The sequence below is a fragment of the Alphaproteobacteria bacterium PA2 genome (genome assembly GCA_002256425.1).
Lineage (GTDB): Bacteria > Pseudomonadota > Alphaproteobacteria > Caulobacterales > Caulobacteraceae > Phenylobacterium.
Genome location: NKIZ01000001.1, coordinates 1,155,390 through 1,179,800 on the forward strand (window position 1 = coordinate 1,155,390; position 24,411 = coordinate 1,179,800).

General features: G+C 63.9%; 24 protein-coding genes and 1 tRNA gene. 12 read left to right on the forward strand and 13 right to left on the reverse strand.

From position 1 onward, the window contains the following. Nucleotides 1–158 precede the first annotated feature (158 nt). Nucleotides 159–1,301: an FAD-dependent oxidoreductase gene (locus CFE28_05590; protein OYU69519.1), complete on the forward strand. Its 1,143-nt coding sequence runs from the start codon at nucleotides 159–161 to the stop codon at nucleotides 1,299–1,301. Here CFE28_05590 and asnB read toward each other — a convergent pair. After that, the gene (gene asnB / locus CFE28_05595) at nucleotides 1,266–2,954 is read right to left on the reverse strand and encodes an asparagine synthase (glutamine-hydrolyzing) (protein OYU69520.1); all 1,689 of its coding nucleotides are present in this window, start codon (nucleotides 2,952–2,954) and stop codon (nucleotides 1,266–1,268) included. The two genes, CFE28_05590 and asnB, sit on opposite strands and share 36 nt — an antisense overlap. Next, nucleotides 2,954–3,982, reverse strand: coding sequence for a glycosyl transferase (locus CFE28_05600; protein OYU69521.1), 1,029 nt, complete (start codon nucleotides 3,980–3,982; stop codon nucleotides 2,954–2,956). The genes asnB and CFE28_05600 overlap by 1 nt, the downstream gene beginning before the upstream one ends. Nucleotides 3,983–4,191: 209 nt before the next feature. Between CFE28_05600 and CFE28_05605 the strand changes: the two genes are divergently transcribed. After that, nucleotides 4,192–4,268, forward strand: a tRNA-Met gene (locus CFE28_05605). Between the two features lie 22 nt (nucleotides 4,269–4,290). Here the strand turns inward: CFE28_05605 and CFE28_05610 are convergent. The 4 genes from CFE28_05610 to CFE28_05625 all read right to left on the reverse strand — a co-directional run bounded on the left by CFE28_05610 (nucleotide 4,291) and on the right by CFE28_05625 (nucleotide 7,652). Next, entirely contained in the window at nucleotides 4,291–4,809 is a 519-nt protein-coding gene (locus tag CFE28_05610) for a hypothetical protein (protein OYU69522.1), read from the reverse strand. A gap of 72 nt (nucleotides 4,810–4,881) precedes the next feature. Further along, nucleotides 4,882–5,844, reverse strand: a complete 963-nt coding sequence (locus tag CFE28_05615) for a dehydrogenase (GenBank protein ID OYU69523.1) — start codon at nucleotides 5,842–5,844, stop codon at nucleotides 4,882–4,884. A gap of 10 nt (nucleotides 5,845–5,854) precedes the next feature. Beyond that, nucleotides 5,855–6,511 carry an SAM-dependent methyltransferase gene (locus tag CFE28_05620; GenBank protein OYU71573.1) on the reverse strand — a complete coding sequence of 219 codons (657 nt, stop codon included), beginning with the start codon at nucleotides 6,509–6,511 and terminating at the stop codon, nucleotides 5,855–5,857. A gap of 37 nt (nucleotides 6,512–6,548) precedes the next feature. Continuing rightward, complete coding sequence (locus tag CFE28_05625) at nucleotides 6,549–7,652, reverse strand: hybrid sensor histidine kinase/response regulator (protein ID OYU69524.1); 1,104 nt, start codon at nucleotides 7,650–7,652, stop codon at nucleotides 6,549–6,551. A 145-nt stretch (nucleotides 7,653–7,797) separates the two neighbouring features. Between CFE28_05625 and queC the strand changes: the two genes are divergently transcribed. The 3 genes from queC to CFE28_05640 are packed head-to-tail and all read left to right on the forward strand — an operon-like array spanning nucleotide 7,798 to nucleotide 9,541. Beyond that, nucleotides 7,798–8,520 (forward strand): 7-cyano-7-deazaguanine synthase QueC, encoded by a 723-nt coding sequence (gene queC, locus CFE28_05630; GenBank protein ID OYU69525.1) that lies wholly within the window; start codon nucleotides 7,798–7,800, stop codon nucleotides 8,518–8,520. Then, entirely contained in the window at nucleotides 8,517–9,149 is a 633-nt protein-coding gene (gene queE, locus CFE28_05635; protein ID OYU71574.1) for a 7-carboxy-7-deazaguanine synthase, read from the forward strand. The genes queC and queE overlap by 4 nt, the downstream gene beginning before the upstream one ends. Nucleotides 9,150–9,169: 20 nt before the next feature. Further along, nucleotides 9,170–9,541: a 6-pyruvoyl tetrahydrobiopterin synthase gene (locus CFE28_05640; GenBank protein OYU69526.1), complete on the forward strand. Its 372-nt coding sequence runs from the start codon at nucleotides 9,170–9,172 to the stop codon at nucleotides 9,539–9,541. Here CFE28_05640 and CFE28_05645 read toward each other — a convergent pair. Genes CFE28_05645 through CFE28_05655 form a run of 3 tightly spaced genes read right to left on the reverse strand, consistent with a single transcriptional unit; the run spans nucleotide 9,538 to nucleotide 11,806 of the window. Further along, the gene (locus CFE28_05645) at nucleotides 9,538–10,029 is read right to left on the reverse strand and encodes a two-component system response regulator (protein OYU69527.1); all 492 of its coding nucleotides are present in this window, start codon (nucleotides 10,027–10,029) and stop codon (nucleotides 9,538–9,540) included. The genes CFE28_05640 and CFE28_05645 overlap by 4 nt on opposite strands. Before the next feature lie 4 nt (nucleotides 10,030–10,033). Next, complete coding sequence (locus tag CFE28_05650) at nucleotides 10,034–11,128, reverse strand: chorismate synthase (GenBank protein ID OYU69528.1); 1,095 nt, start codon at nucleotides 11,126–11,128, stop codon at nucleotides 10,034–10,036. Between the two features lie 15 nt (nucleotides 11,129–11,143). Continuing rightward, the gene (locus CFE28_05655) at nucleotides 11,144–11,806 is read right to left on the reverse strand and encodes a carboxymethylenebutenolidase (GenBank protein OYU71575.1); all 663 of its coding nucleotides are present in this window, start codon (nucleotides 11,804–11,806) and stop codon (nucleotides 11,144–11,146) included. Nucleotides 11,807–11,907: 101 nt separating this feature from the next. On the opposite strand from CFE28_05655, the gene CFE28_05660 reads away from it, so the two are divergent. The 4 genes from CFE28_05660 to CFE28_05675 all read left to right on the forward strand — a co-directional run bounded on the left by CFE28_05660 (nucleotide 11,908) and on the right by CFE28_05675 (nucleotide 15,800). After that, nucleotides 11,908–13,566 carry a globin-coupled sensor protein gene (locus tag CFE28_05660; GenBank protein OYU69529.1) on the forward strand — a complete coding sequence of 553 codons (1,659 nt, stop codon included), beginning with the start codon at nucleotides 11,908–11,910 and terminating at the stop codon, nucleotides 13,564–13,566. A 71-nt stretch (nucleotides 13,567–13,637) separates the two neighbouring features. After that, nucleotides 13,638–14,702: a hypothetical protein gene (locus tag CFE28_05665; GenBank protein ID OYU69530.1), complete on the forward strand. Its 1,065-nt coding sequence runs from the start codon at nucleotides 13,638–13,640 to the stop codon at nucleotides 14,700–14,702. Nucleotides 14,703–14,793: 91 nt separating this feature from the next. Beyond that, nucleotides 14,794–15,393 carry a hypothetical protein gene (locus CFE28_05670; GenBank protein ID OYU69531.1) on the forward strand — a complete coding sequence of 200 codons (600 nt, stop codon included), beginning with the start codon at nucleotides 14,794–14,796 and terminating at the stop codon, nucleotides 15,391–15,393. Beyond that, the gene (locus CFE28_05675; GenBank protein OYU69532.1) at nucleotides 15,390–15,800 is read left to right on the forward strand and encodes a hypothetical protein; all 411 of its coding nucleotides are present in this window, start codon (nucleotides 15,390–15,392) and stop codon (nucleotides 15,798–15,800) included. The genes CFE28_05670 and CFE28_05675 overlap by 4 nt, the downstream gene beginning before the upstream one ends. A gap of 9 nt (nucleotides 15,801–15,809) precedes the next feature. Here the strand turns inward: CFE28_05675 and CFE28_05680 are convergent, their stop codons facing one another. After that, nucleotides 15,810–16,601, reverse strand: coding sequence for an alpha/beta hydrolase (locus CFE28_05680; GenBank protein ID OYU69533.1), 792 nt, complete (start codon nucleotides 16,599–16,601; stop codon nucleotides 15,810–15,812). 133 nt (nucleotides 16,602–16,734) lie between these two features. Between CFE28_05680 and CFE28_05685 the strand changes: the two genes are divergently transcribed. The 3 genes from CFE28_05685 (at nucleotide 16,735) to CFE28_05695 (ending at nucleotide 20,388) form a co-directional block, all read left to right on the forward strand. Continuing rightward, on the forward strand, nucleotides 16,735–18,180 hold the full coding sequence (locus CFE28_05685) for a wax ester/triacylglycerol synthase family O-acyltransferase (protein OYU69534.1): 1,446 nt from the start codon (nucleotides 16,735–16,737) through the stop codon (nucleotides 18,178–18,180). Nucleotides 18,181–18,241: 61 nt separating this feature from the next. Further along, a complete protein-coding gene (gene pdxH, locus CFE28_05690) occupies nucleotides 18,242–18,904 on the forward strand; it encodes a pyridoxamine 5'-phosphate oxidase (protein ID OYU69535.1) in 663 nt (220 codons plus the stop codon). Continuing rightward, complete coding sequence (locus CFE28_05695) at nucleotides 18,904–20,388, forward strand: gluconate kinase (GenBank protein OYU69536.1); 1,485 nt, start codon at nucleotides 18,904–18,906, stop codon at nucleotides 20,386–20,388. The genes pdxH and CFE28_05695 overlap by 1 nt, the downstream gene beginning before the upstream one ends. Here the strand turns inward: CFE28_05695 and CFE28_05700 are convergent. The 3 genes from CFE28_05700 to CFE28_05710 form a co-directional block, all read right to left on the reverse strand. Beyond that, nucleotides 20,385–20,660, reverse strand: a complete 276-nt coding sequence (locus CFE28_05700) for a hypothetical protein (GenBank protein OYU69537.1) — start codon at nucleotides 20,658–20,660, stop codon at nucleotides 20,385–20,387. The two genes, CFE28_05695 and CFE28_05700, sit on opposite strands and share 4 nt — an antisense overlap. A 319-nt stretch (nucleotides 20,661–20,979) precedes the next feature. Next, nucleotides 20,980–23,295, reverse strand: coding sequence for a TonB-dependent receptor (locus CFE28_05705; protein OYU69538.1), 2,316 nt, complete (start codon nucleotides 23,293–23,295; stop codon nucleotides 20,980–20,982). Nucleotides 23,296–23,403: 108 nt separating this feature from the next. Then, nucleotides 23,404–24,372: an iron dicitrate transport regulator FecR gene (locus CFE28_05710; protein ID OYU69539.1), complete on the reverse strand. Its 969-nt coding sequence runs from the start codon at nucleotides 24,370–24,372 to the stop codon at nucleotides 23,404–23,406. Nucleotides 24,373–24,411: the final 39 nt, after the last annotated feature.

Sequence of the window (24,411 nt, forward strand, 5' to 3'; positions counted from 1 at the left end):
CGGGCCCGATCGTCGGTACATCTCGAACCTCGGCCGGGCCCGCAGCACCTCCCGCCAGGTGTCGCATGAATGTCCCTCCCGCAGGCAAAATCGTCGGGCCCGACCCTAGTCCGCCCCTCAAGATTTGCATACGCCCCGGCATGGGTTAGTCCGGGGATATGAGCCAGTTTGATTTCGACGCCGTCGTGGTGGGAGCAGGAGCCGTAGGCCTGGCCTGTGGCTATGCCCTGAAGCGTCGCGGCCTGACTGTCGCCGTACTGGAGGCCGGCCCGATCATCGGGGAGGGCGTATCGGCCCGCAATTCCGAAGTTGTCCACGGCGGTCTCTACTATCCGACGGGATCGCTGAAGGCTCGGCTCTGCGTTCAGGGCCGGCGGGCCCTCTACGGGTTCCTGGACAGCCACAAGGTCGCCTATGACAAGTGCGGCAAGCTGGTTGTGGCCACCAGTGATGAGGAGGTCGCCAGGCTCGACGGCATCATGGCCCAGGCGCTCGCCAATGACGTTGAGGGCATGGCGCACATGTCAGGCGCCCAGGCCCTGGCCCTTGAGCCGGAACTCAACTGTATGGCCGCCCTGGTCTCGCCGGAAAGCGGGGTCTTTGACAGCCACGGCTATATGCTGGCCCTGCAGGGCGAGATCGAGGCCGGCGGCGGCGCGGTTGTCACCTCGACCCCCTTCACCGGAGCTGCGGCCCTGCCGGGCGGCGGCTGGCGGGTTCGGGCCGGAGGCGAGGAGCCGACCACCCTGGACGCCCGCCTGCTGGTCACGGCGCCGGGCCTGTCCGCCCAGGCGGTCGCCGCCACGATCGACGGCTTCCCGATGGAGACCATTCCGCCCCTTCACTATGGCAAGGGGGTCTATTTCCGCCTGTCGGGCAAGGCGCCCTTCGCCCGCCTGATCTATCCGCCGCCAATCCCGGGCGCCCTCGGCACCCACTATCGCCGGGACCTTGGCGGGCAGGCCGTGTTCGGCCCTGACCTGGCCTATGTGGATGAGCTGGACTACAGCGTCGATCCGGCGCGGGCCGGGGATTTCTATACCTATGTCCGCAAGTTCTGGCCTGGCCTGCCCGACGGTTCGCTGAACCCTGACTATGCCGGGATCCGGCCCAAGCTTCACGGACCCGGCGAGACCCAGCCGGACTTCCGGATCGATGGCCCTGCGGCCCACGGCCTGGAGGGACTGGTCACCCTGTTCGGCATTGAGAGCCCCGGCCTGACCAGTTCACTGGCCATTGGCGAAGAGGTCTGCGCCCGCCTGGGCCTAAAGGCGCCCGACGCAGGTCTCCAGGGCCTCTGAGGGCGACGCCCCTTCAAGGTGAATCTGCGACCAGACGGCAAGGAAGAGCAGGGGCCAGCCTTCGCCCGCTGTCAGGCTCGCGCGTGCGGCCTCTGGCGTCCGGACGGCTTTTACCGCTTCGAGTCGGCTGATCCGTTCAGCGATCTCATGGGCCTTCGGGGCAATCCATGTGGCCACCGGCACAGTGAAGCCCTGCTTGCGGGCCCAGGGATCAGCGGCGGGGCAGACCCCCTCCAGCCAGGTCCGCACCAGCCACTTTCCATACCGCCCACGCACCTTGAACTGGTCGGGCAGGGTGAAGGCGAAATCGGCGACTGCGGGATCAAGGAATGGGGTGCGGCCCTCCAGGCCATTGGCCATGAGGCAACGGTCCAGTTTGAGCAGCAGGTCATTGGGCAGCCAGGTGGCCACGTCGGCCCATTGCGCCTGCTGGAGCCGTGAGAGCCCCTTGGGCGCCTTCGCCTGCGCATTCCACCGGTCGACGGCGCCGGCATTGTCGGCCCTTGGCGCCGTGGAGCGACCGCCCAGCCAGCGAGGGCGGAGGGCTCGCCGATACCGGCCATAGCCGCCGAACAGCTCATCACCCCCTTCGCCCGTCAGGACGACGGTCAGGGTTCCCCTGGCCGCCTGCGCCAGCTTGTAGGTTGGCAGGGCGGCATAGTCTGCGGTGGGATCGTCCATGGCCCAGGCCACCTTGGGCAGGATTTCCCAGAAGTCCGCCTCGGTAAACAGGGTCTCGCGCCAGTCGAGGTTGAGCGCCAGCGCGACCCGCTCGGCCTTGGCCCGCTCATCCCTTGCGCCAGGCGCGTCAAAGCCGCAGGTGAAGGCGGTGACCGGCCGCTCATTCAGGCGCGACATAAGGGTGGCGACAGAAGCCGAGTCGACGCCGCCGGACAGGAAGAGGCCATAGGGGACGTCGGACCTCTGGTGGACCTTGATGCTGTCCTCCAGCACGGCGTCCAGGCGCTTCACCAGGGCCGACCCGTCGGTTTCCCGGCGGGGCGGCTGGGCGGGCAAGGCCGGGCGGCGTCCGTGGGGGATCAGCCTGCCGTCCACGACCTCGACAATGGCCCCGGGCGCCAGGCGCTGGACGCCTTCGAAGATCAAGCCCTCGCCAAGGGTATAGTTGAAGGCCAGCAGCTCCTGCACGGCGTCTTCCGAAGCCCTGGCCTCCACCAGCCCGGATTCCAGAAAGGCCCGGGGTTCGGAGGCGAACAGGACGGCGCCATCCTTCTGCAGGATGTAGAGCGGCTTGATGCCAAAGGGATCGCGGACCAGCCAGGTCCGGCCATCCGCCCCGATCAGGCAGAAGGCGTACATGCCCCTCAGCCGGTCAAAGGCCGCCGGACCTTCCTTCCCATAAAGGTGGAGAAGGGGTTCGAAGTCTGAGCCGGTGGTCAGGACGTCCTTGAGGCCGAATTGGTCAGCCAGCTCCAGATAGTTATAGACCTCGCCATTGCCGATGACGGTGGATCCCGCGGCATGCAGGGGCTGCCAGCCGCCCTCCAGATCGATGATCGACAGGCGGGCGTGAGCCAGGGAAGCGCCGGGCAGGTCTTCCACCCGAATGCCGTTCGGGCCCCGATGCTGAAGCGTGTCGATCAGGGCGCGGGCCGAGACCGACCCGTGCAGGACCCCGGCAATGCCGCACATCAGAGGGCGCCGAGATCAGAGAACAGGTCGCGCCACTGATGAACCACGGCGGCCTGGGAAAATTCCATGGCGACCCGCAGAACGCCTCTGGCGGCCAGCCGCCGGCGCAGGTCGCTATCATCCAGCAGGCGCTGAACGGCGGCGGCCAGGGCCTCAGCATCGTCTATGGGCGCCAGCAGGCCGTCCTCGCCATCGCGGATCAGGGCCGAGGGACCCTGACTGGCCGCAGCGACGACGGGCAGGCCATGAGCCCAGGCCTGGATCACCACATTGCCAAGGGGTTCATAGCGCGACGGGAAAAGGCAGATGTCGGCCGTGCGGTAGAGGGCCGAGGCGTCCGTGCGCCAGCCCAGGAACCGCACGCGGGTCTGGACGCCCAGGGCCTCGGCCATGGCCTTGAGCTTGGCTTCGAGGGGCCCGACGCCGGCGATCCAGAGAAAGGCGTCCGGGATCTGGGTCAGGGCCTGGAGGGCGACATCATGGGCCTTGGATTCATGCAGTCGGCCCATGGCCAGCAGCAGGGGGACATTGTCAGGGGTCCGCAGGGTCATGCGGTCCAGGGGTTCGGCCTCCGGCGGGGCGGCGGCGAAGTTGGGGATGTAGCGGACCTTGCCCGCTGGCCAGCCCTGACCCACCACCCACTCGGCGATGTCTTCGGTATTGGCCACCAGGGCGTCGAAACCCCGATAGTATTTGAGATTGTAATATCCGCCCAGTCGACCAACCCGGGCCCATGGGCCCTTCGGGGTATGGCGCGCGGCCCGGTTCATCCAGGCCAGGGCCAGCTTCACATCCTGCTGGCGGGCGAATCGCTTGATCTGCGGTCTGGTGAAAAGGTCGAGGGGGCCGCCGAATCGGAAGGTCTGCCGGGCCACGCCCAGGTCATCCAGAACCTCTTCCCGCCGTGCATTGCCCCGGATCGCCGCTGTTTGCGGGATTTCCGCCTGGGCGAGCGCCCGCGCAAGCTCGAGAAAATAGGTTTCCGCGCCGCCTTCGCCGGCCGTCCCGAGGAGATGGAGCACGCTCATTGCAAGAAAGAGACTAGAGCATGGTCCGATAAGTGGGAACCGGTTATCGGATCAAACCATGCTCTAAGCCCAAGACTTTGTGCGCAGTTTTTCCTTCAGACGATTGCGTCTGAAGGGAACGCGCACAGGCTTGAGAATCCTTATCGCCCAAGCCGCTTGATGCGGCGAAGGTGAAACCCTATAAACCGCCCCTCGCCGAATGGCCCGGCGGCTGGGTAGCTCAGATGGTTAGAGCGGTGGATTCATAACCCACAGGTCGGCGGTTCGATCCCGCCCCCAGCTACCAGGGCCTTCGGTGAATTCCCGACCTACAGCTTGATGCCGCCCAGGGGGCAGACGCTCTTGCCGTCGGCGATGAGGCCGTAGGCCTTGATCTCGCCGGTCGTCGCAACGGTGAAGGCCGACCAGCCGGGGGTCTTGGACGTGACCTGGGGCATGGCCTTGATCACGTCTTCCCGGGGAAGACCGGTTTCGCCGGCGCCGACAATGGCGCCCGCGGCGTCCACCAGCAGGATCCGTGATGCGACTGCCGCAGCGGCGGAATCCCAGCCCCAGCCGAGGATTTCGGTCCCGGCTTCGGTCTTGCCGTTGATGGCGTCCGTATTGCCCAGGCAGTCGCCGGGCGCGCCGGGGTAGGCGTCCTTGAAGGTCTTTCCAATCAAGCCAACGGCCCAGGCAGGCACAGCATGGACGCCCGGCGCCACAGGCACTTCGGGCCCGGCGACTGGCGTGGGGGCCTTTGCCATGGAAGGAGCCCGGTCTGCGGGCTTGTCGCAGGCCGACAGGCAGAGGGCGGCGGTTGCGGCGATCAGGGCGTGAGTCTTCATATCGGCCTCGCTGTTGATGGGGCGGTTTTCCGGGGCGCCTATGGCAAAGTCAAGGCGAAGGCGGGCAATGGCCTATTTGCGGCCTGCGGCGGCATAGATGGCGTCGATGACCGCCATGTTTGCGACACCGTCCTCGCCTCCCGTCAGCGGGGTGACGCCCTTGGTCATCACATCGACCACGTGATCCAGCTGGGCCTCATAGGTGGTGGGGCCATCCGTCGGGTGTTCGGTGGTGACTCCGTCGATGATTGTGGTGAAGCGGCATCCCCTCTGGGGCGCCAGGAAGTTGATGATCTCCATCCGCCCCTTCGACCCGCCAAGGGTCAGTCGGGCGCCGAAGTTTTCGACCTTCATGGCCGTAGCCATTTCCGCAACTATGCCGCCACCAAAAATCAGGGCCGCATTCATTTTTGCGTCGACGCCATCTTCGAAGAGGCCCCGGGCCTCGCGCACCTTGGGCTCTTCGCCGAAAAGGGTGCGAAGGGCATGGATGGGATAGCAGCCCAGATCCATCAGGGCCCCGCCGCCCAGGTCCCGCCGCCAGCGCAGTTCGTCTGGCGTTTTGCGGATGGGGGCGTCAAACATGGCGTAGCCGCGGTGCAGGGATCCCAGGGCGCCGGAGCGGACCATGTCCACCGCCTGCCGCATCACGGGATGGTAGCGATAGTGGAAGGCTTCGATCAGGGGCAGACCCGCCTTGGCGGCGGCATCGACCATGGTCCGGGCTTCGCCGGCGTTCATGGCGAAGGGTTTTTCACAGAGAACGGCCTTGCCGGCGTCCAGAGCCCTGAGGGTCCACTCCAGATGTCCCGAGGGAGGCAGGCCGTTATAGACAATGTCCACATCGTCCCTGGCGATCAGGGCGGCGTAATCCTCGGCTACGGCGGCAATGCCATGGGTCCCGGCATACTCAGCCGCCCGGGCCGGATCGCGCGCGGCGACGGCGGTGATGGTCACGTCGTCGCGCTTTGCGGCGGGCTCCATGACGGCGCCTGGCGCAATCCTGGAGGCGCCCAGAAGTCCAATTCTCAGCATGTCAGGTCCTTCAGTTCGGCCGGGCCGAGCCCCACTCCATCCAACCGGCGAAGCGGGGGGCCTTGGGCAGGTATTGCGTTTCCAGCCAGTCGGTCTTGAACCCGGCGGCCTCGATGACCGGTGAAACCGGGCGGGTCAGGTGGCACCCGCCTGCCAGGCGTTTCCACAGGGGCTCGATGCGTCTCTGCCATTTGGCGACGTCGGGATCAGGCGCCGCGCCGTGCTCGCAGAACAGTATGCGTCCGCCGGGCTTCAGTACCCGCCGGGCCTCAGCCAGGGCCGCCATCGGGGTGCAGACCGAACACAGGGTGAAGGTGCAGACCACAGTATCGAAGCTCTTGTCCTCGAAGGGCAGGGCTTCTGCGGTTCCTTCGTTGACCTCGACCTTGAGTCCGTCGGGGCGCGGGGCGGCCATGGCCAGGTTCCGAAGTTCCAGGGCAGGATCAACGCCGATGACTTCCCTGGCCTTGGCGGGATCATAGAAGCTGAGGTTGAGACCCATACCTATGCCCAGTTCCAGAATGCGGCCCTCAGCCTGGGGCACGATCTTGGCCCTCTGGCCCATGATTCCAGGCCCTGCACAGGCGGTCGACAGGAATTTCGGCAGGATATAGCGATCGTAAAGACTGGCCACGGATGTCCCCCTCGTGCTCGCCACACCATCCATCATGGCGGGCTGGAGGGCTAGACCCTAAAGGCCGGGATCAGGCCGCCTGGGTTACCTGGGCTTCGGAATCCAGATTGTCCTGCAGGGCCTTCAGCAGGTGCTCCGGCTTCATCGGCTTTTCCACGACGCCGTTCATGCCGGCCGCCAGATAGGCGATTGAGTCCTCGGGATCGGCATTGGCCGTGAGGGCGATGATTGGAACCATCCCGGCCTTGCCGGGCAGGGCGCGGATATGGCGCGTCGCTTCGACGCCATCCATCTGGGGCATCTTGATGTCCATCAGGATCAGGTCGAACCGGCCAGTCCTTGCCGCTTCAATGGCTTCCAGGCCGTCCTCGACAGCTTCGGTGGTGCAGTCGAACATGGTGCAGAGCGTTTCAGCGACCATGCGGTTGGTGGCGTTGTCGTCGACCACCAGAATGTGCGCGACCGTCTCATTCGGCGGGATGATGTCCGCCACTTCCGCCGACGCCTTGCGGGCAAGGATGTCGAAAGCCAGGGTGTCGCCACCCCCCTGATTGGCTTCTACCCTCAGGCCTCCGCTCTGGCTTTCCACGACCTGGCGGCTCAGGGCGAGACTCAGGGCCGTCTCCAGTCCGAACAGCGCCTCGACTTCCTGGATGTCCAGGGCCTGATCGCCCAGGCTGCGGTTGGCGCCGCCGCGCACGCGGCCTTCGAGCCTCAGAAAGTCGCCCTCGGTGCTGGCGTGCAATGAGGCCTCGATGGCGCCGCTGCGGGCGCCCGCCAGGCTTAGTCCGATCAGACCGTCAAAGGCCTGCAGAAGCCTTTCGCGGTCGATCTGGGCGGTTTCAAGGGGCCCGCCGTCATAGGACACAAGCAGGGTCAGGCCTGCCCGGGCGGCGCGGTCGCTCCACCGGCTCTGCAGGTCGTCGGCCACGAGGCGCAGGGCGACGGGTTCGCTGGAAAAAGTCAGGCCGCTCTCCGATGCCTGGCTCAGATCCTGGCTGGCGGAGACGATCTGCAGAACGGTTGCCGCCGCATCGCCAATCCCTGAAAGGCAAGCCTGGGCCTCGGTCTTCAGTCCCTGTCGAGACAGCCGGTCAACGAGAGCGAGGACGCCCTCCATCTGCTGACGGATTTCGCTGTTCACGCGCTCGACGAAGAACTTGGACTGGGCCATGCAAAAAATACCGCGTTCACTGGGGCAGACTCCCCCATCTTGTGCCCCCTGAGCAATTGCCTTGAGGTTAAGCCAGGCAATGAATTTGCACTGATTTCAGCAGGCCGGGCCTTTTCGATCGGACTGCAGACGCGCATATGGGGGCATGATTTCGTCAACCCGCGCCCTTGTCCTGTTTTCCGGCGGCCAGGATTCCAGCGTCTGTCTGGCCTGGGCGCTTGCGCGCTATCAGCAGGTTGAAACCGTAGGCTTTGATTACGGTCAGAGGCACGGTGTCGAAATGGCCCAGCGGCAGGTGGTGCGTCAGGAACTGGTGGCTAGGTTTCCTGATTGGGCCTCCCGTCTCGGGGAAGATCACGTGGTCGACATTCAAGGGTTTGGCGCCCTGGGCCAGACGGCCATGACCGAAGATCGCGCCTTCGAGGTCACTGAAAAGGGTCTGCCGAACACCTTTGTGCCCGGCCGCAATCTTGTTTTCCTGACCTATGCCGCCGCCCTGGCTGACCGTCGGGGTCAATCGGTTCTTGTTGGCGGCATGTGCGAAACCGACTTCTCTGGCTATCCCGACTGCCGACGCGACAGTCTGGACGCCCTGCAGACGGCCCTGAACATGGGCATGGCCCAGGACTTCTCCATCGAAACCCCGCTCATGTGGCTGACCAAGGCCCAGACCTGGGAACTGGCGAAATCTCTGGGTGGCGAGGCCCTGGTGGAACTGATCCTCGAGCACAGCCATACCTGCTATCGCGGTGATCGGGATGAACGAAAGCCCTGGGGATACGGCTGCGGGACCTGTCCGGCCTGTGAACTCCGGGTTCGCGGCTATGAGGAATGGAACGCGGCCGGCCGCGTGGCGACCCAGGCATGAGTTATGCGGTCAAAGAGATCTTCCTGACCCTTCAGGGTGAGGGCGGACAGGCCGGTCGGCCAGCCGTCTTCTGCCGGTTCGCCGGGTGCAATCTGTGGTCTGGCCGTGAAGAGGACCGCGCCACGGCGGTCTGCACCTTCTGCGATACTGACTTTGTCGGCATGGATGGCGTCGGGGGCGGCCGGTTCGCCGATGCCCGGTCCCTGGCCAGGACCATTGCCGCAAAGTGGGAGGGCGGCGATGAAGGCCGCCTGGTGGTCTGCACCGGCGGCGAGCCCCTCCTGCAGGTGGACGACGCCCTGATCGAGGCCCTGCATGCTGAGGGTTTTTCCATCGCCCTGGAGACAAATGGCACTCTGGCGGCCCCGGATGGCGTTGACTGGATCTGCGTCAGTCCCAAGGCCCAGGCCCCCGTGGTCCAGAAATCAGGACAGGAACTCAAGCTTGTTTTTCCGCAGAAGGGTGTCGATCCTTCGACCTTCGAATCCTGGGATTTCGAGCGTTTCCTGCTCCAGCCCATGGACGGCCCGGACCGCATTCCAAACACCCAGGCCGCGATCGCCTATTGCCTGACCCACCCCCGTTGGCGTTTAAGCGTCCAAACCCACAAATACCTTGGAATTCCATAGGCGTTCTGACGCCCGGCCTCATGACCCAATCCACCTTTGAAATCACCAAGTCCGCGACCTTTGACGCGGCGCACTATCTCGTGGATGGTCCGACGGATCGACCGTATTCGCGGCTGCACGGCCACTCTTTCAAGGTCGAGGCCAGCGTCCGCGGACCGACTCTCGATCCTGTCGGCTGGGTGGCGGATCTCGCTGATCTTGACGCCGCCCTGCGGGCTGTCGCCCTGGAACTGGATCACGGCCTGCTCAATGAAAAGCCGGGTCTCGAACGGCCGACTCTGGAGCATCTGTGCCTCTATTTCTCGGCGCGCCTGAAGGCTGAATTTCCGGGGCTCAGCAAGGTGGTCGTATCGCGACCGACCATTGGCGAGAGCTGCGCCCTCAACCTCTAGGCCTGCGCTTCGCCGCGCCGGCGTTTGGGGCCCGTATAGTTGGGGTCGCGCCTGCGCCGTCGATCCGGGCCGAAATAGTCAGGCGCCTGGATGAAGTCCCGGGGCCGCTCGATAATGGCTTCGAGGCGTTCCAGAACGGCCTTCACACTGATCGGCTTGGCGACGAACTCGTTGACGCCGACATCCCGAGCTTCCTGGATCCGGCTGAGGGTCATGTGCCCGGTTATCATCAGCACAGGCAACATGGGTTTGGCGCTGTCCGGTGACCGCCTGATCAAACGGACAAGATCAATGCCATCGAAGGGCTCCATGGCCATGTCCGTGATCAGTATGTCGATATCCTGATCGCGGATTGTCTGCAGGGCCTGGGCGCTGTCGCCCGCCAGGTGAACCTGGCCAATGCCTGTGGACTTGACGACCTGCAGCAACATGGACCGCATATGGGCGTTGTCATCGACAATCAGGACATTGAGGCTGGTCAGAGCCATGGAGTCAGCGCCCGACGCCCACCTGGCCGCGATGGCGCAGAAAGGCGTCGGCCAGGACGCAGGCCATCATGGCCTCGACAACCGGGACCGCCCGAAGGCCGACACAAGGATCGTGTCGCCCCTTGGTGCGCAGGTCGACGTCTTCGCCGGCTTCATTGAGCGTGCGTCGAAGGGTCAGGATGGATGAGGTCGGCTTGAAGGCCACCCGCGCAACAACGGGCTGGCCGGAGGATATCCCGCCCAGAATCCCGCCTGCCTTGTTGGACAGGAACAGGGGGCCGTCATTTCCGGCCCGCATTTCGTCGGCGTTTTCCTCGCCGGTCAGGGCCGCAGACCCAAAGCCGGCGCCGATCTCCACACCCTTGGCGGCGTTGATCGACATGAGGGCGCCGGCGAGCTCGGCGTCCAGCTTGCCATAGATCGGTGCGCCCCAGCCTGCGGGAACGCCGATGGCTTCCACCTCGACAATGGCGCCCGTCGATGAGCCCGCCTTGCGGATGGTCTCCAGGTGCTCTTCCCAGACCGGAACCATTTCGGGGTCCGGACACCAGAAGGGGTTTTCCTCGGTCTGGCTCCAGTCGAAGCGGTCACGATTGATGGCGTGGGGCCCGATCTGGACCACGGCGCCCCGGATGGTGACGCCCTCAAGGATCCTGCGCGCAATTGCGCCTGCGGCGACCCGGGCGGCGGTTTCACGGGCGGATGCCCGTCCGCCACCCCGATAGTCCCGAACGCCATACTTGGCGAAATAGGCATAGTCGGCATGGCCAGGCCGGAAGGCCTGGGCGATTTCCGAATAGTCCCGGCTGCGCTGGTCGACATTCTCGATTATCATCGAGATCGGCGTGCCGGTCGTGACCTGGCCATTTGTCCGGTCGTCTTCAAAGACGCCCGACAGGATCTTCACGGCATCAGGTTCCTGGCGCTGGGTGACGAACTTGCCCTGACCTGGGCGACGCTTCTCAAGCCAGACCTGGATATCGGCCTCGGTCAGCGGGAGCCCGGGGGGGCACCCATCGACAACACAGCCGAGCGCCGGGCCGTGGCTTTCGCCCCAGGTGGTGACTCGAAAAAGGTGGCCAAAGGTATTGTGCGACATTGCGTCGCTAATACCCTACCCGCCGTTGGCCGCAAAGAGCGCCAGGGTCCGATCCCGCGCAAGGATCGCGCTCTCGGGGTGGTAGTCCGTCCTGCGGTCGGAATTGAAGCCGTGCCCTGCCTCGTAAACATGCACGGCGACCTCAGGATGTTTGGCGGCGACGGCTTCCACCCCCTCCATGGGGATGCCGTGATCGTTGCGGCCAAAATGCAGGATGGTGGGGCACTTGGGGGTCTGGTCCGCCATGCCGGGGATCATGCTGCCGTAATAGCCGGATGCAGCGGCGAGGTCCGGGGAACGGCAGGCCATGGCCCAGGCCATGCTGCCGCCGTAGCAATAGCCCGTGATGAATACGGGGCCCGTGGATTTCAGGGCGTCTATGCAGGTCTGGACGTCGTTCATGGCCTGGGGGAAGGAGTGCAGTTCCCGCGCGACCTTGATGGCTTTCTGGATGTCGTCTGGCTCGTAAGTGGCCTGGAAATTCGGAGCGACCCGGTCGTAGAGAGCCGGGGCCAGGACCTCGTAGCCGTCTTCGGCATAGCCGTCGCAGAGCTCCTTGATATGGTCGGTGACCCCGAAGATTTCCTGGATGAGGACCAGTCCGCCCTTCCGGGTCCCCCTGGGGTCCACGTGGTAGACGCCGATGGATGCGCCATCGCTCATCGCCCTCGGGGTCATGGTTCCGCGCGTTGTCATTCCATCGTCTCCCTTTTGGCCAACCCTAGCGCCGCGCCGGGGCAGGGCAAGTCTTCTGCGACCTGTGGTCGCAATTCCTCAGAATGGGGAGCCCCAAGGGCGCCCTTAACCACAACTTAGGGCCTGCGACTGACAGCCTGAGGGTGTGGGGCAAATTGCGGCAGCCCTCAATCCAGGCGCGCGCAGGACCATCAGCGCAGCGACCGAACCGGGACGTGGTTATGAGCAGAGAATCCCTGGCGACCCAGCAGGCTTTTGTCGGCCTGGATCCAAAAGCCATAAAGTCGCTGCGCGGCAATCAGGACTTCATCAAGGCGGAAATCCCCGCTGCCCTGGACGCCTTCTATGCAAGGGTCCGGGACTATCCGCATACTCAGGCCTTCTTCAAGGATGACGGGCATATGGCGGCCGCAGCCGGCCTGCAGGAGAAACATTGGGCGACCATAGCCAGCGGTGTCTATGGGGCCGACTACGAAGCTGGCGTACGCGCCATAGGCCGCGCCCATGCCAGGATCGGGCTTGATCCCAGCTGGTACATAGGCGGCTACGCCAATGTCGCCGACCACATGGTTCGCGCCATGGTGAAGGCCCACTGGCCAGGTTCGGAGGACGGCCCGGTAGAGGGCGCAGACGAGGCCGGCGAGGCCGTGTCCAGTTTCATCAAGGCGGCCATGCTGGACATGAGCATCGCCATCACCGTCTACATGGACGCCCTGCAGGAGGAACGTGATCGGCTCGAGGCCATCCGGGCGGAGAATGAAGCCAATCAGTCAGCCCTGGTCCACGAACTGCGGGCCGCCCTTTCAAAGCTGGCGGGTGGTGATCTGACGTCGAGGATCACAAGGAAGGTCAGTCCGGAGTTCGAAGCTCTGCAGAATGACTTCAACGGCGCCACCGAGGCGCTGGACGGGGCCATGCTCAATGTCGCCTTGAATGCCCGGTCCATCTACCAGGGGGTGGAGGAGATCAGGGTCGATTGCGAAGACCTGTCCAGGCGCACCGAGCGCCAGGCGGCCACCCTGGAAGAAGCAGCGGCAGCGCTCGAGGAAATCACGGTCACCGTCAGGAGTTCCGCCGCCGGCTCAAGGAAGGCCAGCGATGTGGTCAGCGAAGCCAAGGCCCAGGCCGAACACTCCGGCGTTGTGGTGGATCAGACGGTCGCGGCCATGGGGAAGATCGAGACGTCGGCAGGACAGATCGCGCAGATCATCGGCGTCATCGACAATATCGCCCTGCAGACCAATCTGCTGGCGCTCAATGCCGGCGTTGAAGCGGCGCGGGCAGGGGAGTCCGGGCGTGGCTTTGCGGTCATTGCTTCGGAGGTCCGGGCCCTTGCCCAGAGGTCGGCGGATGCGGCGAAGGAGATAAAGACCCTCATTTCCCAGTCGGCCCGCCAGGTCGAGGCGGGGGTCGCCCTGGTGGACCAGACCGGCCAGGCCCTGCGGGGCATTGTCGATAAGGTCATGGAGATAGATCAGCTGGTCGGTGCGATCTCGGTCTCGTCCCAACAGCAGTCGGCGGCCCTGCAGGAGGTCAACCTGTCGGTCAGCGAGATGGACAGGGTCACCCAGCAGAACGCCACAATGGTCGACAAGACCACGTCCTCCACCCAGTCGCTCAAGGGGCTGGCCGTGGACCTTCGCACCCTGATCCGCGGCTTCGAGATTACGCGCCGAAGCGGCCCATCGCCGGCCCGAGAGCTCCAGAGCCAGTTGCAGGACCAGGTTCAGTCTGCCGGTTAGGCCAGAGGCCATTTGACTCTGCGGGTCAAACCCGGCCCACATGACATCCTGGCTTTCTTCAGGAGACGATCATGGCCCCCATCCCCAGGCGCGGAACCGTTGCGGTCACCGGAGCGGCCGGCTTCCTTGGCGGCTGGACAGTCAGACTCCTGCTCGAACAGGGGTTCCGGGTTCGCGCCTGTGTCCGCAATGTTGATGATCCAAAGCGGACAGATTTTCTGAAGGCCATGCCGGGCTATGCCTCCGGCCGCCTGACCCTCCATGCCGCCGATCTGGACCAGGACGGCTGCTATGACGAGATATTCAAGGGCTGCCACGGCGTAGCCCACATTTCCCACGTCAGCGGCTATGATGATCCGGCCTATGTCGCCCGGGTCTGCGATCACATCATCGCCAGCGTCAATGAATCAGGCAGCGTCTCGCGGGTCGTCGTCACATCGAGTATTGCCGCCATCATTTCCGAAATTGATCTGAAGGAAGTGGTCCGCCGCCCCGTCTTCTACGAGGACCGCTATCCTGACGAGATGAACCCCAAGCGGACGCCAGAGCGCGGGCAGGGATATTCCATGGGCAAGCTCATCGCCGAGCGGGCCTTTGCTGAAGCCGCCGAAAAGAATGGGAACTGGGACGCCATTACCTGCTGTCCCGGCGATAATGTCGGACCGATCCAGTCGGCCCACCAGAAGGACATGGGGCCCTGGCAACACTTCATCGAAACCATGCTGCTCGGCGAGTATCAGCAGAACGGCGCCTATCGCCCATGGATGACCGTGGACGTCCGTGATGACGCCCTCTGCCACATCGGCCTGCTGACCAGCAGTTCCGTGCGCAATGGCGAGCGGTACATCGCCTGGTCCACGGACGCCCGGAATGTCGAGGACATCTGCGCAGACATAGACCGGCTCCTGCCGGAAATCGGCCTGGCCCCGCCAGTTCTGATCGACCCCTTTCCAGAACGAATTCAGGCCCGGGAGGCTGAGTTCCGGGGAATTTGGGCCCAGGCGGAGCTGCGCAATGACCGCATCCGCAATGCCGTGGGGGTGACCTTCCGTCCCCTGGACGACTCGATACGCGATTGCGTTGAAAGCCTGATCGCCGTTGCGGGGGTCAGGCCCAAGGTCCGGCAGGCCACCTGACCTCGACCCCCTGTGTCACGGTGACATCATACAGTCTCCGGCTTGCAGATTGAGCCGGAGTCCGGCAGCCTCCCTGAAAAAGGAGCTGTTGATGCGCGTCTTCTTTCTGGCTGCAAGCCTTGCCCTGGTTGCGACGCCGACGCTGGCGGCCCCGAAATCCATACTCCAGTCTGCTCCGGAGTTTGCGGCCTGCAAGTGGACGACCGTCAAGGCTGGTCCAATGTCCCTGAGCGGCTTTGACTGCAGGCGTGATGCAACCGAAACCCGCCTGGTCGGAGACACTGGACTGCCCGGCTTCTGGCTTGAGACCAGGGGATCCGATGGCGTCGAGCGCCGGTTGGCCCTGAGGACCTTCGCCAAGCCCGTAAAGGCGGGACTTACGTCCATCCTTCCGGCGGTGAGGAAGGAGTCTCCGGGCTCCGCCACCGCAAGCTGCGCCTTTGTCGCCCACCCGGCCAGACCCTATCCCGGCGCCCGCGCCTATGCCCTCGAGCCGACCGGCGTCGCTGGAAAGGCCTTCCAGGCCGGGGAAGTGGACGAGCCCTGCGGCGCCCTGGGCGTGGGCCAGGTTGGTGACCGTTACTTCTATGTGGCCAAAGGCCGGCCAGACATGGTCGTGATGGTGGATATGGGCAGCGAAATCCAACCCTTCGACCCGGCGACGCTTACCTTTGGAGGAGCAGCGAAATGACGGCTACTGGAACCGGAACCAAAGACGATCCCTGGCTGTTGCAGACCCCGCCTCTGAGTTCCGACTTCACCATGCATCGCGATCACCGTGATGGACGGGACATACTGGTCTGCACCGTGGGCAAGACCATCCTGCACTATGACGCCCGGTGCCTTGAGGATCTCCACGCCATGCTCAAGGCGCATGGCGACTGGATGGAGCTGGGTTCGGCGGACGAGCAGAAGGACGCCAGGCCCGGAACCGTCGAGGCCTGGGGCCGTTCTTCCGACAATCCCGTCGGAGGCTGGTACGGCCTGAAGAAGGGCTTCCGCGGTCGTTTCGGCATGTATGTGCCGCCGCTGATGGAGCGGCTGGGACTGGCCGAGGTTGAGCACAACCCCCGCAATAACCGCATGCGGGCGATCTAGCCCCGGTCGCTAGTTGAGGTGCCCTGAAAAGGGGTAGACCGCATTGCGCCAGCTGGACCGGACAAAGGGTTTCCAGTCACCTTCCGGCTGGGCCAGACGATCGGCGATGGCGAAGAGAACGGCAGGGTTCACCCCAAGGCCGCAATGGCTGCCATAGACTTCGATATTGTCCGTCTGCGGGGCGGCCTTCTCGATGCAGTTGCGCCAGGGAACCACCCCGTCACCCTTGGAGTAGATCGAGGTGGAGGGCATGGGCGGCGGCTCTGCACTGGCCTTCAGCCTTTCCTCGAAGTCCTCGCCGAGTTCTCCCGTGATGAACTGGTAGAGCTTTGACGGCTTGGAGGCGAAGGGATCGCCCGTAAACGGCGAGCCCAGGGTTATGACCTGCCGAACCTGATCGGGAACCTGCTTGGCCAGTTCGCGGGCCATGACGCCGCCGAGGCTCCACCCCACCAGACTGACCTTGCCGTCAGAGGCTTCTGCAATGTCCCTGAACCGGCTCATGAGCTTTTCGCCCTCGCGGCCAATGGCGTGGGGGCCGAAATTGCGGCCCAGCTCCCAGGCGTGGGCGTCATATCCCAGAAATTTCAGATATCTCCGGAGCGGATCCGTCGAGGTGTCGCCTGCAACGAACCCGGGGAGGACAAGCACGGCGTGGCCATCACCCTTTGGGGCCTTGGACAGGAAAGGCGTCGCGATCGGAAGCGTGGAGAACTCAAACATCGCCCGGTGGAATTCGGTCAGGGTCAGAAAATTTGAGGGCGCCTTGATCGGATCAAACGGCGAAAACGCAGCGGGCATGAGATCTCCTTCGCGTCAGAACCACGGTCTGACTGCTACAAGAGCCTAGAATGCACCGAACCGTTGCGTAAACCCCAAATATCCCATCGACTTATGCTCAAGTCCGGGCTTCTATCCTTCAAACAATTGAGCGCTGGGAGGCCTCGGGGTGCAGCATTTAAGCAGTTTGGATGCGTCTTTCCTTCATCTGGAAACCCCTGAAACGCCCATGCATGTGGGCAGCCTGACATTGCTTGAACTGCCCGACGGCTATGCCGGCAATTTCTACGACGATGTGAAGGCGATGCTGATCAATCGCTCCAACATTTCGCGGATCTTCCAGCACAAGCTGGCCCCCATGCCCTTTGAACTGGCCGATCCTGTCTGGATCGAGGACGATGACGTCGACTTCGACTACCACATCCGCCACGTCATCCTGCCCAAGCCGGGAACCCGGCTCCAGCTTGAGGCCCTGGTCGCAAGACTGCATTCAAGCCTGCTGGACCGCAGCCGTCCGCTTTGGGAAGCCTATGTGATCGAGGGCCTCGAGGACGGGAAGGCCGCCTACTACTTCAAGGGGCACCACTCGGCCCTTGATGGTCAGTCTGGCGCCGAGCTGGCGCGGGCGATCTATGACCTGACGCCGGAAGTTCGCGTGTTTGATACGCCCCAGCGTCCCAAGCGCCATCAGTACCAGCTGGGCGTCACCGAAATGATGGAAGCTGGCGTCAGCAATGCCGCCCGCAGTTATTTCAACCTGATCAAGGCCTTGCCGGGCGCCGCCAAGGGCATTGGCGCCCTGGCCAAGGAAGTGGTCACCGGCGGCGATCTGAAGGGTCGCCTGAAGAGTCTCGCGCCGGCGCCGAGGACCCTGTTCAACGCCTCGATCACCAACCAGCGGTCCTACGCCACCTTCACGGCGCCGATTGCAGAGATCAAGGCCATGGGAAAGCGCCATGGCGGCACGCTGAATGACACGGTTCTGGCCCTGTGCAGCACGGCCATGAAATCGTTCCTGGACGAACGTGGTGGAGCGCCAAAAGGATCTCTCGTGGCCGCGGTGCCGGTCAGCCTGCGGGAAGCTGGCGACGCGACCATGAACAACCAGGTCTCGATGATGACCGTGAGCCTGGCCACGGACGTCAGTGATGTGGGTGAAAGGTTCAAGGCCATCAAGGCGTCTTCGACGGCAAGCAAGGGCGTAGTCAACAGTATCCGCGGCGCAATTCCCACCGATATGCCCGTGCTGGGATCACCCTGGATGATGGGAGGCTTTGCATCCCTTTATGGCCGATCCGGCCTTGCCGATCGCGCGCCGCCCCAGGCCAACGTCGTTGTCTCGAATGTGCCGTTTTCGCCGGTCACGCTCTATCTGGCGGGGGCGAAGATGCTGAGCGCCTATGCGGTCTCGATCCCCTACCATGGCATGGCCCTGAACGTGACGGTGCAGAGCTATGGAGAGTCGCTGGACTTCGGCCTCACAGCCTGCCGGCGGGCCATGCCGGTCAGCGAGATGCAATCCCTGGTGAAACATCTCTCAGCCGCCTACGAACTGCTCAAGGCGGCGCCTGCGACGGTGGAGACCAAGGCCAAGGCCTGAATTCGGCGATCCCGGGTCTAAACAGCCTGACGACCGCGATCAGACCTTCTATATCGGCCTCATGTCAGACAAACCCACCATTCCGCATTCGCCGACCGAGGACGAATATCTGAAGTCCGTGGCCGCTGCTGATCTGCCGCCCTTGACCGCAGAAGACCCCATGGACCTGTTCAGCCATTGGCTTGCCGAGGCGACAGCCAAGGAGGTCAATGACCCCAACGCCATGGCGCTGGCGACGGTGGATGAAACCGGTCTGCCGGATGTCCGCATGGTCCTGCTGAAGGACGCTGGTCCCGACGGCTTTGTCTTCTACACAAACCTCGGCAGCGCCAAGGGTCAGCAGCTTGCGGCCCAGCCCCAGGCCGCCCTGCTGTTCCACTGGAAGTCCCTGCGGCGGCAGGTTCGTGTTCGTGGCGCGATCACGCCGGTTACGGGCGAAGAGGCTGACGCCTATTGGGCGACCCGGGCGCGGCCTGCGCAACTTGGCGCCTGGGCGTCTGAGCAGTCGCGGCCCCTCCCTGACCGGCTGGCCTTTGAGCGGCGCATTGCAGAATTTGGCCTGAAGTTCGGTCTGGGCAAGGCGCCGCGGCCGCCGCACTGGTCGGGCTTCCGCCTGACCCCGCAGAGCCTTGAGTTCTGGCGGGATCGACCCTTCCGCCTGCATGAGCGGCTGTCCTTCCATCGCGCCGGCGCAGGCTGGACAACGGAACGGCTCTATCCGTGATGGATGCGGAAGAGGCGAGTATTGACCGGTGGTTCGCCGATCGCGCCGACCTTGCGATCGAGACCGCCTGTGCGCGGGTCTATCTGGCCGGGGAAGTCGCCTACAAGATCAAGAAGCGGGTGGATCTGGGCTATCTGGACTATTCAACCCTGGATCTGCGCCACTGGGCCCTGGAGCGGGAGCTGAGCTTCAATCGCGCCGCCGCCTCCGACATCTACCGCGCCGTCCGCAGGATTTCAGTGAGCCCTTCCGGTTATGAGCTGGATGGCCCCGGTGAGGCGATCGAGTACCTGCTGGAAATGCGCCGCTTTGATGAAACGGCCGTCCTCGCAGCGCGCCCATGGGCGGTGGATGGCCCCTTGGCAGACGCGCTGGGACGGGAAGTCGCCAACCTCCATGCCAGGGCCGACCTCAGGCCCAATGGGGGAGGGGGCGCGGCCCTGAAGTTCACCATCGACTCCAACGCCAATCTCCTGCGCGAACTCAAGCCGCGCCTTGGCGCAGATCTTGTCGAGGCGGTGATTGCTGCGACCGATGAGGAGTATCTCAAACGGGAGGCCCTGCTGGACGCCCGCCGGAGCGCAGGCTTCGCCCGCCACTGCCATGCAGACCTGCACCTGGGAAACATACTGCTCGAAGACGGCAGGCCGATCCTGTTCGACTGCATCGAGTTCAACGACATGCTCTCGGACATAGACGTCCAGTATGATCTGGCCTTCCTGCTGATGGATCTGGATTTCCGCCGCCGGAGGGACGCCGCTGTACGGGTGCTGTCGGCCTATCTGGACCAGGCGGCGCGGACCGAGCGGATGGGTCTGCACGAGGGCCTCAGCGCCTTGCCGCTGATGATGTCGGTGCGCGCCGGGGTCCGGGCCCATGTCCAGGCGCACAGTGGGGACGATGAAGCGGCCATCGCCTATCTGAACGCCGCCATTGATCATCTGACGCCCGTCCCACCCAGCCTCAGCGCTGTTGGCGGCCTGTCTGGAACCGGCAAGTCGAGCTTTGCCCGCATGATCGCCCCAGGCCTTGGCGCCGCCCCGGGGGCGGTTGTTCTCAGGACCGACGAAATCCGCAAGCGCCTGGCCGGTGTTGATCATCTGCAGGCGCTTGATGCAGCGACCTATACCCCCGACTTCTACGCCAGGGTCTATGATGTGCTCTTTGAAGAGGTGCACAGCCTCATCCGGGCCGGACGCGCCGTCATACTGGACGCCACCTTCATTGACCCGGTTCTTCGTCGACGGGCCGAAATCGCCGCCCGGGAGGCCGGGGTCGACTTCCATGGGGTCTGGCTGGAGGCGCCTTCCCACGTGCTGATCGACAGGATCGACGGGCGCGTCAGTGACTCATCGGATGCGACAGCTGAAACCCTGCAGATGCAGATGGCCAGGGATGTCGGTCAGGTCACATGGTCCCGGGTCGACGCCACAGGGCCGGTCGTCGATAGCGCTGAGGCCTGGGTCGCCCGGATCAAGGGTTAACGGCGGCGGTATCCGCCCTGGTCGCTGCCGGTCTGGAAATCTGTTCCGGGACCGCCATCGCGAACCGTCTTGTTCCGGTAGATGGCGGCGCCTATGGCGTTCGGCTTACGGTCGGTCTCGGTAAGGAATTGCGGCCACCATTCGCTGGGCACCCAGAGGCAGGGCGCGAATGGGTCTTCATCTATGGCGAGATCTGCGAAGGCTTTTGCGGTCAAGGCGACCTCTTGGCGTCTGAGGGACTGACCAGAAACGACGCGGCCCAGGACCGCCATTAGAGAGGGGCGAGCCTGGGCCGGTTTCGTGCAGAGACTGGAGATCTCCGGTTACGTGGCTTTGATCCCACGGAAAATCTGGTTTTGCAAGCCAAAATTGGGCGCACACAAAAGTGTGCACCCTTGGGGCGGGGCAGAACGGCCCTGACCGCTCTCTTCGGTCAGGGCCGCCTTCAGCTTGGTGGCGTTCGCGTCTCGGTTAGATCGCGATCGAGCCGACTTCGGCTGGCTGTTCCGACGTCCAGCCTCTCCAGATAGCTGCCGTCAATGATCAGACGGCGCTGCGGGCGGGGACCCCTATGTCGGGAACAAACTTTTTCTAGAAATTTGCAGAAAGTGAAACGCCGATCGTCCGGGGACGCATCGGAGTGGCCTGCTGGCCCTGACTGAAACTGAAGGGGTTGCCGAAGGCAAAGGTGTCTCCAGCCTCATTGGTCGGGTTGGTTATGAAAATCTGCCCATCCCATCGCGGGGTTCTCAGCTCAGCAATCAGCTTGGCCCTGGAATAGCCGCCCATGGTCGGCGAGTTTGCAGGATCAAATGTGACCCGCGACTTGCCGATATAGCTGACTTCGCCGACCAGGTTGAGCGTCGCGTTCTTCAGAACAGGTCGACGATAGCTGGCGATCAGGCTCAGGGCGTCCTGGGGTACGCCCGGCAGGCTTTGTGTAAGCCGGGGCGCATAGTCCGGATTGGCGTTGCTGGTCCGGGACCGCGCATAGAGCCCATTGGCTTCAAGGCTGAGGCCGAAGTCCCAGGCATAGGACCACTCCACTTCGAGGCCTGTGGTGGCCGCATCGCCGACATTGGTGGTGTAGGGAATGCCGGAGGGGCGAAACTGGTCGGTCTGGATATTTGTCCAGATGTCATGGAACAGGGCTGACCGCAATTCCATGTGGCGATCCAGGGATTTCAGCTTCAGTCCGACCTCATAGTTTTTCAGTCGGTCGGGGGCGAAGGTTTCGCGACTGGAGGGCAGGGGGCGGGCGCCGCCGGAGTTGATCCCGCCTGCCCTGTACCCTTCCGAAATCACTCCGTAGACCAGGATGTCAGAGGTCGGTTCGTATTGCAGTGAGAACTTGGGTGACACGCCGGAATAGCGGGCATTCCGCTCCAGTGATCTTGGTTCAAATCTTTCTGACGTCACCTCAGAATTGGTGTGGACCGCTGTGCTGAATATCCGGGCGCCAGCGGCGACTGTCCAGTTGGGGGTCAAGGCATAGGTCGCCTCGCCATAGCCCGCGAACTCCTGGATCTTGTCGGATCTGTCCTCACGATAGACCACATTCAACCGCCCGAGGGTGGGACCTGCATCAAGATGCGAAGGGGACGACTCGCGCATGTCCGCAGCGTAGAGGCCAACCACCCAACCGAACCGCTTCTGTCCGGGAGAGGCCAATACGAGATCCTGGACCAGCATCTGCGTGCGGGTCAGCTCGTAATAGACCCCGAGCGACGAGTTGTTCAGGGTGTAGATTCCCGCCACCGGCGTCGCATCATAGATGCTGGAATAGGCATGGCGCACATATCCCGTTGTGGAGGTCAGTTCCCCCCAGCCGAAATTGCCGCGGACAGATCCATTGACCAGCGAAATGTCATTGTCATGGGCCTCTGCCACGCCGCTGGTCCGGCCTGGCGCCTGGGTTGGCGTCGTATACTGGGTGTCATCTGTCTTCAGATGCTGGACGGTCGAGGTCAGGCCAAAGCTCCAGACCGAATTGGGTCTGTAGCTGACGGACAGTCGACCGCCGTCCCGAGTGGTCCGGTCCACATCTGATCGGCCCAGCCGCGTATTGTCCAGATAGCCGCCCTGCACCTCCCGATAGCCGGCAAGGCGGATTGCGGCTGCGCCTTCAATCAGTGGTGCATTGAGCACCCCTTCAATCGCGGTGCTCGGGGCGCCGCCCTGGGTCCAGCCAGTACTGGCTCCGACCCGCCCGGCCAGGACATCGAGCTTGGGGCTCTCCGTAACGATCCGGTAGAGGCCGCTAAGGCTGCCGGAACCATAGAGGGCGCCCTGTGGGCCCCGGATGACCTCAACCCGGGCCACATCAATCAAGCGCAGGTCAGGGTCCGGCGCGTTATAATTGATGGGCGTGTCGTCGAGATAGGTTCCCACGGTTGAGCGGGACCGTCCGGTAAAGGCTCCGTCCGACAGGCCCCTCAGCAGCAGCTTATCCCGGCCAGGCCCGAGATTTGTTGTCTGGACGCCAGCCAGCTGACCGGTGGTCTCAAGGGGGTCTGTGGTTCCCGTGGCGCGCAGTTGGTCTCCCGGCACGACACTGATCGCAGTTGCCAGACGATCAGCCCGCTGAACGCGTTTGGTCGCCGTCACCAGGACTTCTTCGATCAGGGTCGGGGGAGCGCCCACTTGCGCCGGTGGCTCTACAGACCTTTGAGGCGATGGCCTGGCGCTGATCTGCACAGCGTCCCGTCCGGCGAAGCGCCAGGTGCAGTTGGCGTCATCCAGAAGCCGGTCGAGGGCTTCATTCAGGGTGAATGATCCCTTCAGCCCGCCCCTTGAGTTTCCCTTGCACGTCGAGACGCCGAGCATGGAGATATTGGCCTGCACGGCCAGATCAATCAGAGCCTCGCTGTAGGTCTTGGGTGGGATGTTCAGATGAATTCGACCCATGGCGTAGCCAGGCCCGGGCGCGATGCAACCCGCCAGGGCAACCAGTCTCGTCCAGGTCTGAATACGCCGCCCGACCCTAAAGATCGCTTTGTCCCCCGTGAAGGGCGACTACTTCGACTGAAGAACGACCCCTTGGTCGGACCTTACCGTCTTGAGAGGCAGCATCAAGGCCAGTCGATCCAGGACCTGGTCCTGATTATCGAGAACCAGGACCCCGGAGACCTTTTCCTGAGCCAGTTTCTCGTCGGCAATGGTCACCTGTTCAGGGAATTGCCGGTTCAGGTCAGCCACCACTCGCGAAAGCGGTTGGTCTCGATAGACCATGTGTCCTGTACGCCAGCTCAGGGCTTCGGCCGGATTGCTGGTGCTGACCTTGGTCACGCCGCCGGGCGCCAGGTCCAGCCTGTCGCCCTTGCGAAGTGTGTAGGTCGAGCCTTCGCCACGGACCTGGACCACGCCACGGGATACGACGACCGAAAATCCTTCGGGTCGATTACGCACATCAAATTGAGTGCCCAACACATGAACCAGGTGATCGCCGGCTTCAATTTCGAAGGGGCGCGCCTCGTCATGCGCAACGTCAAACACAGCCTCCCCCTGACCCATGACCACGTGGCGCCCGCGGGGCGCCAAGGTCACCGAAAGTCCGGTTTCGGCATTCATGTCTATGGTGGAGCCATCCGCCAGCTTCACTGACCGGTGCTCGCCCTTTGTGGTCGCATAGTCCGAGGTCTGCGCGATGAGCGCGCCCTGGGGAAGTACGACTACGGCCAGCACAGCCGCCGCCGCCATGGCGCTGAAGCCGGCGCCCATCGCCCACTTCCGGCCAGCAAGGCGCTTGGCGGCGGTTTGCTGGGTGCGGCGGAGGCCGTCCAGGATCTCGGACTCTGCGCCGTCCATTTCCTCAAGCGCCGCAAGAACCTTAGCATAGGTCTGTTCGTTGGACGGGGCTTCTTCCAGCCAGGCGTCAAAGGCCAACCCATCCTCAACGGAAAGGGTTTCGCCCTGCAGACGCAGAACCCAGGCGACAGCCTGGTCCATTGTCGTCTCGGCGTTCTGAACGAGATGCACGCTCATGAACTCACCCGCCCGGCTTGCGGAATTGCAAGGGGCCTG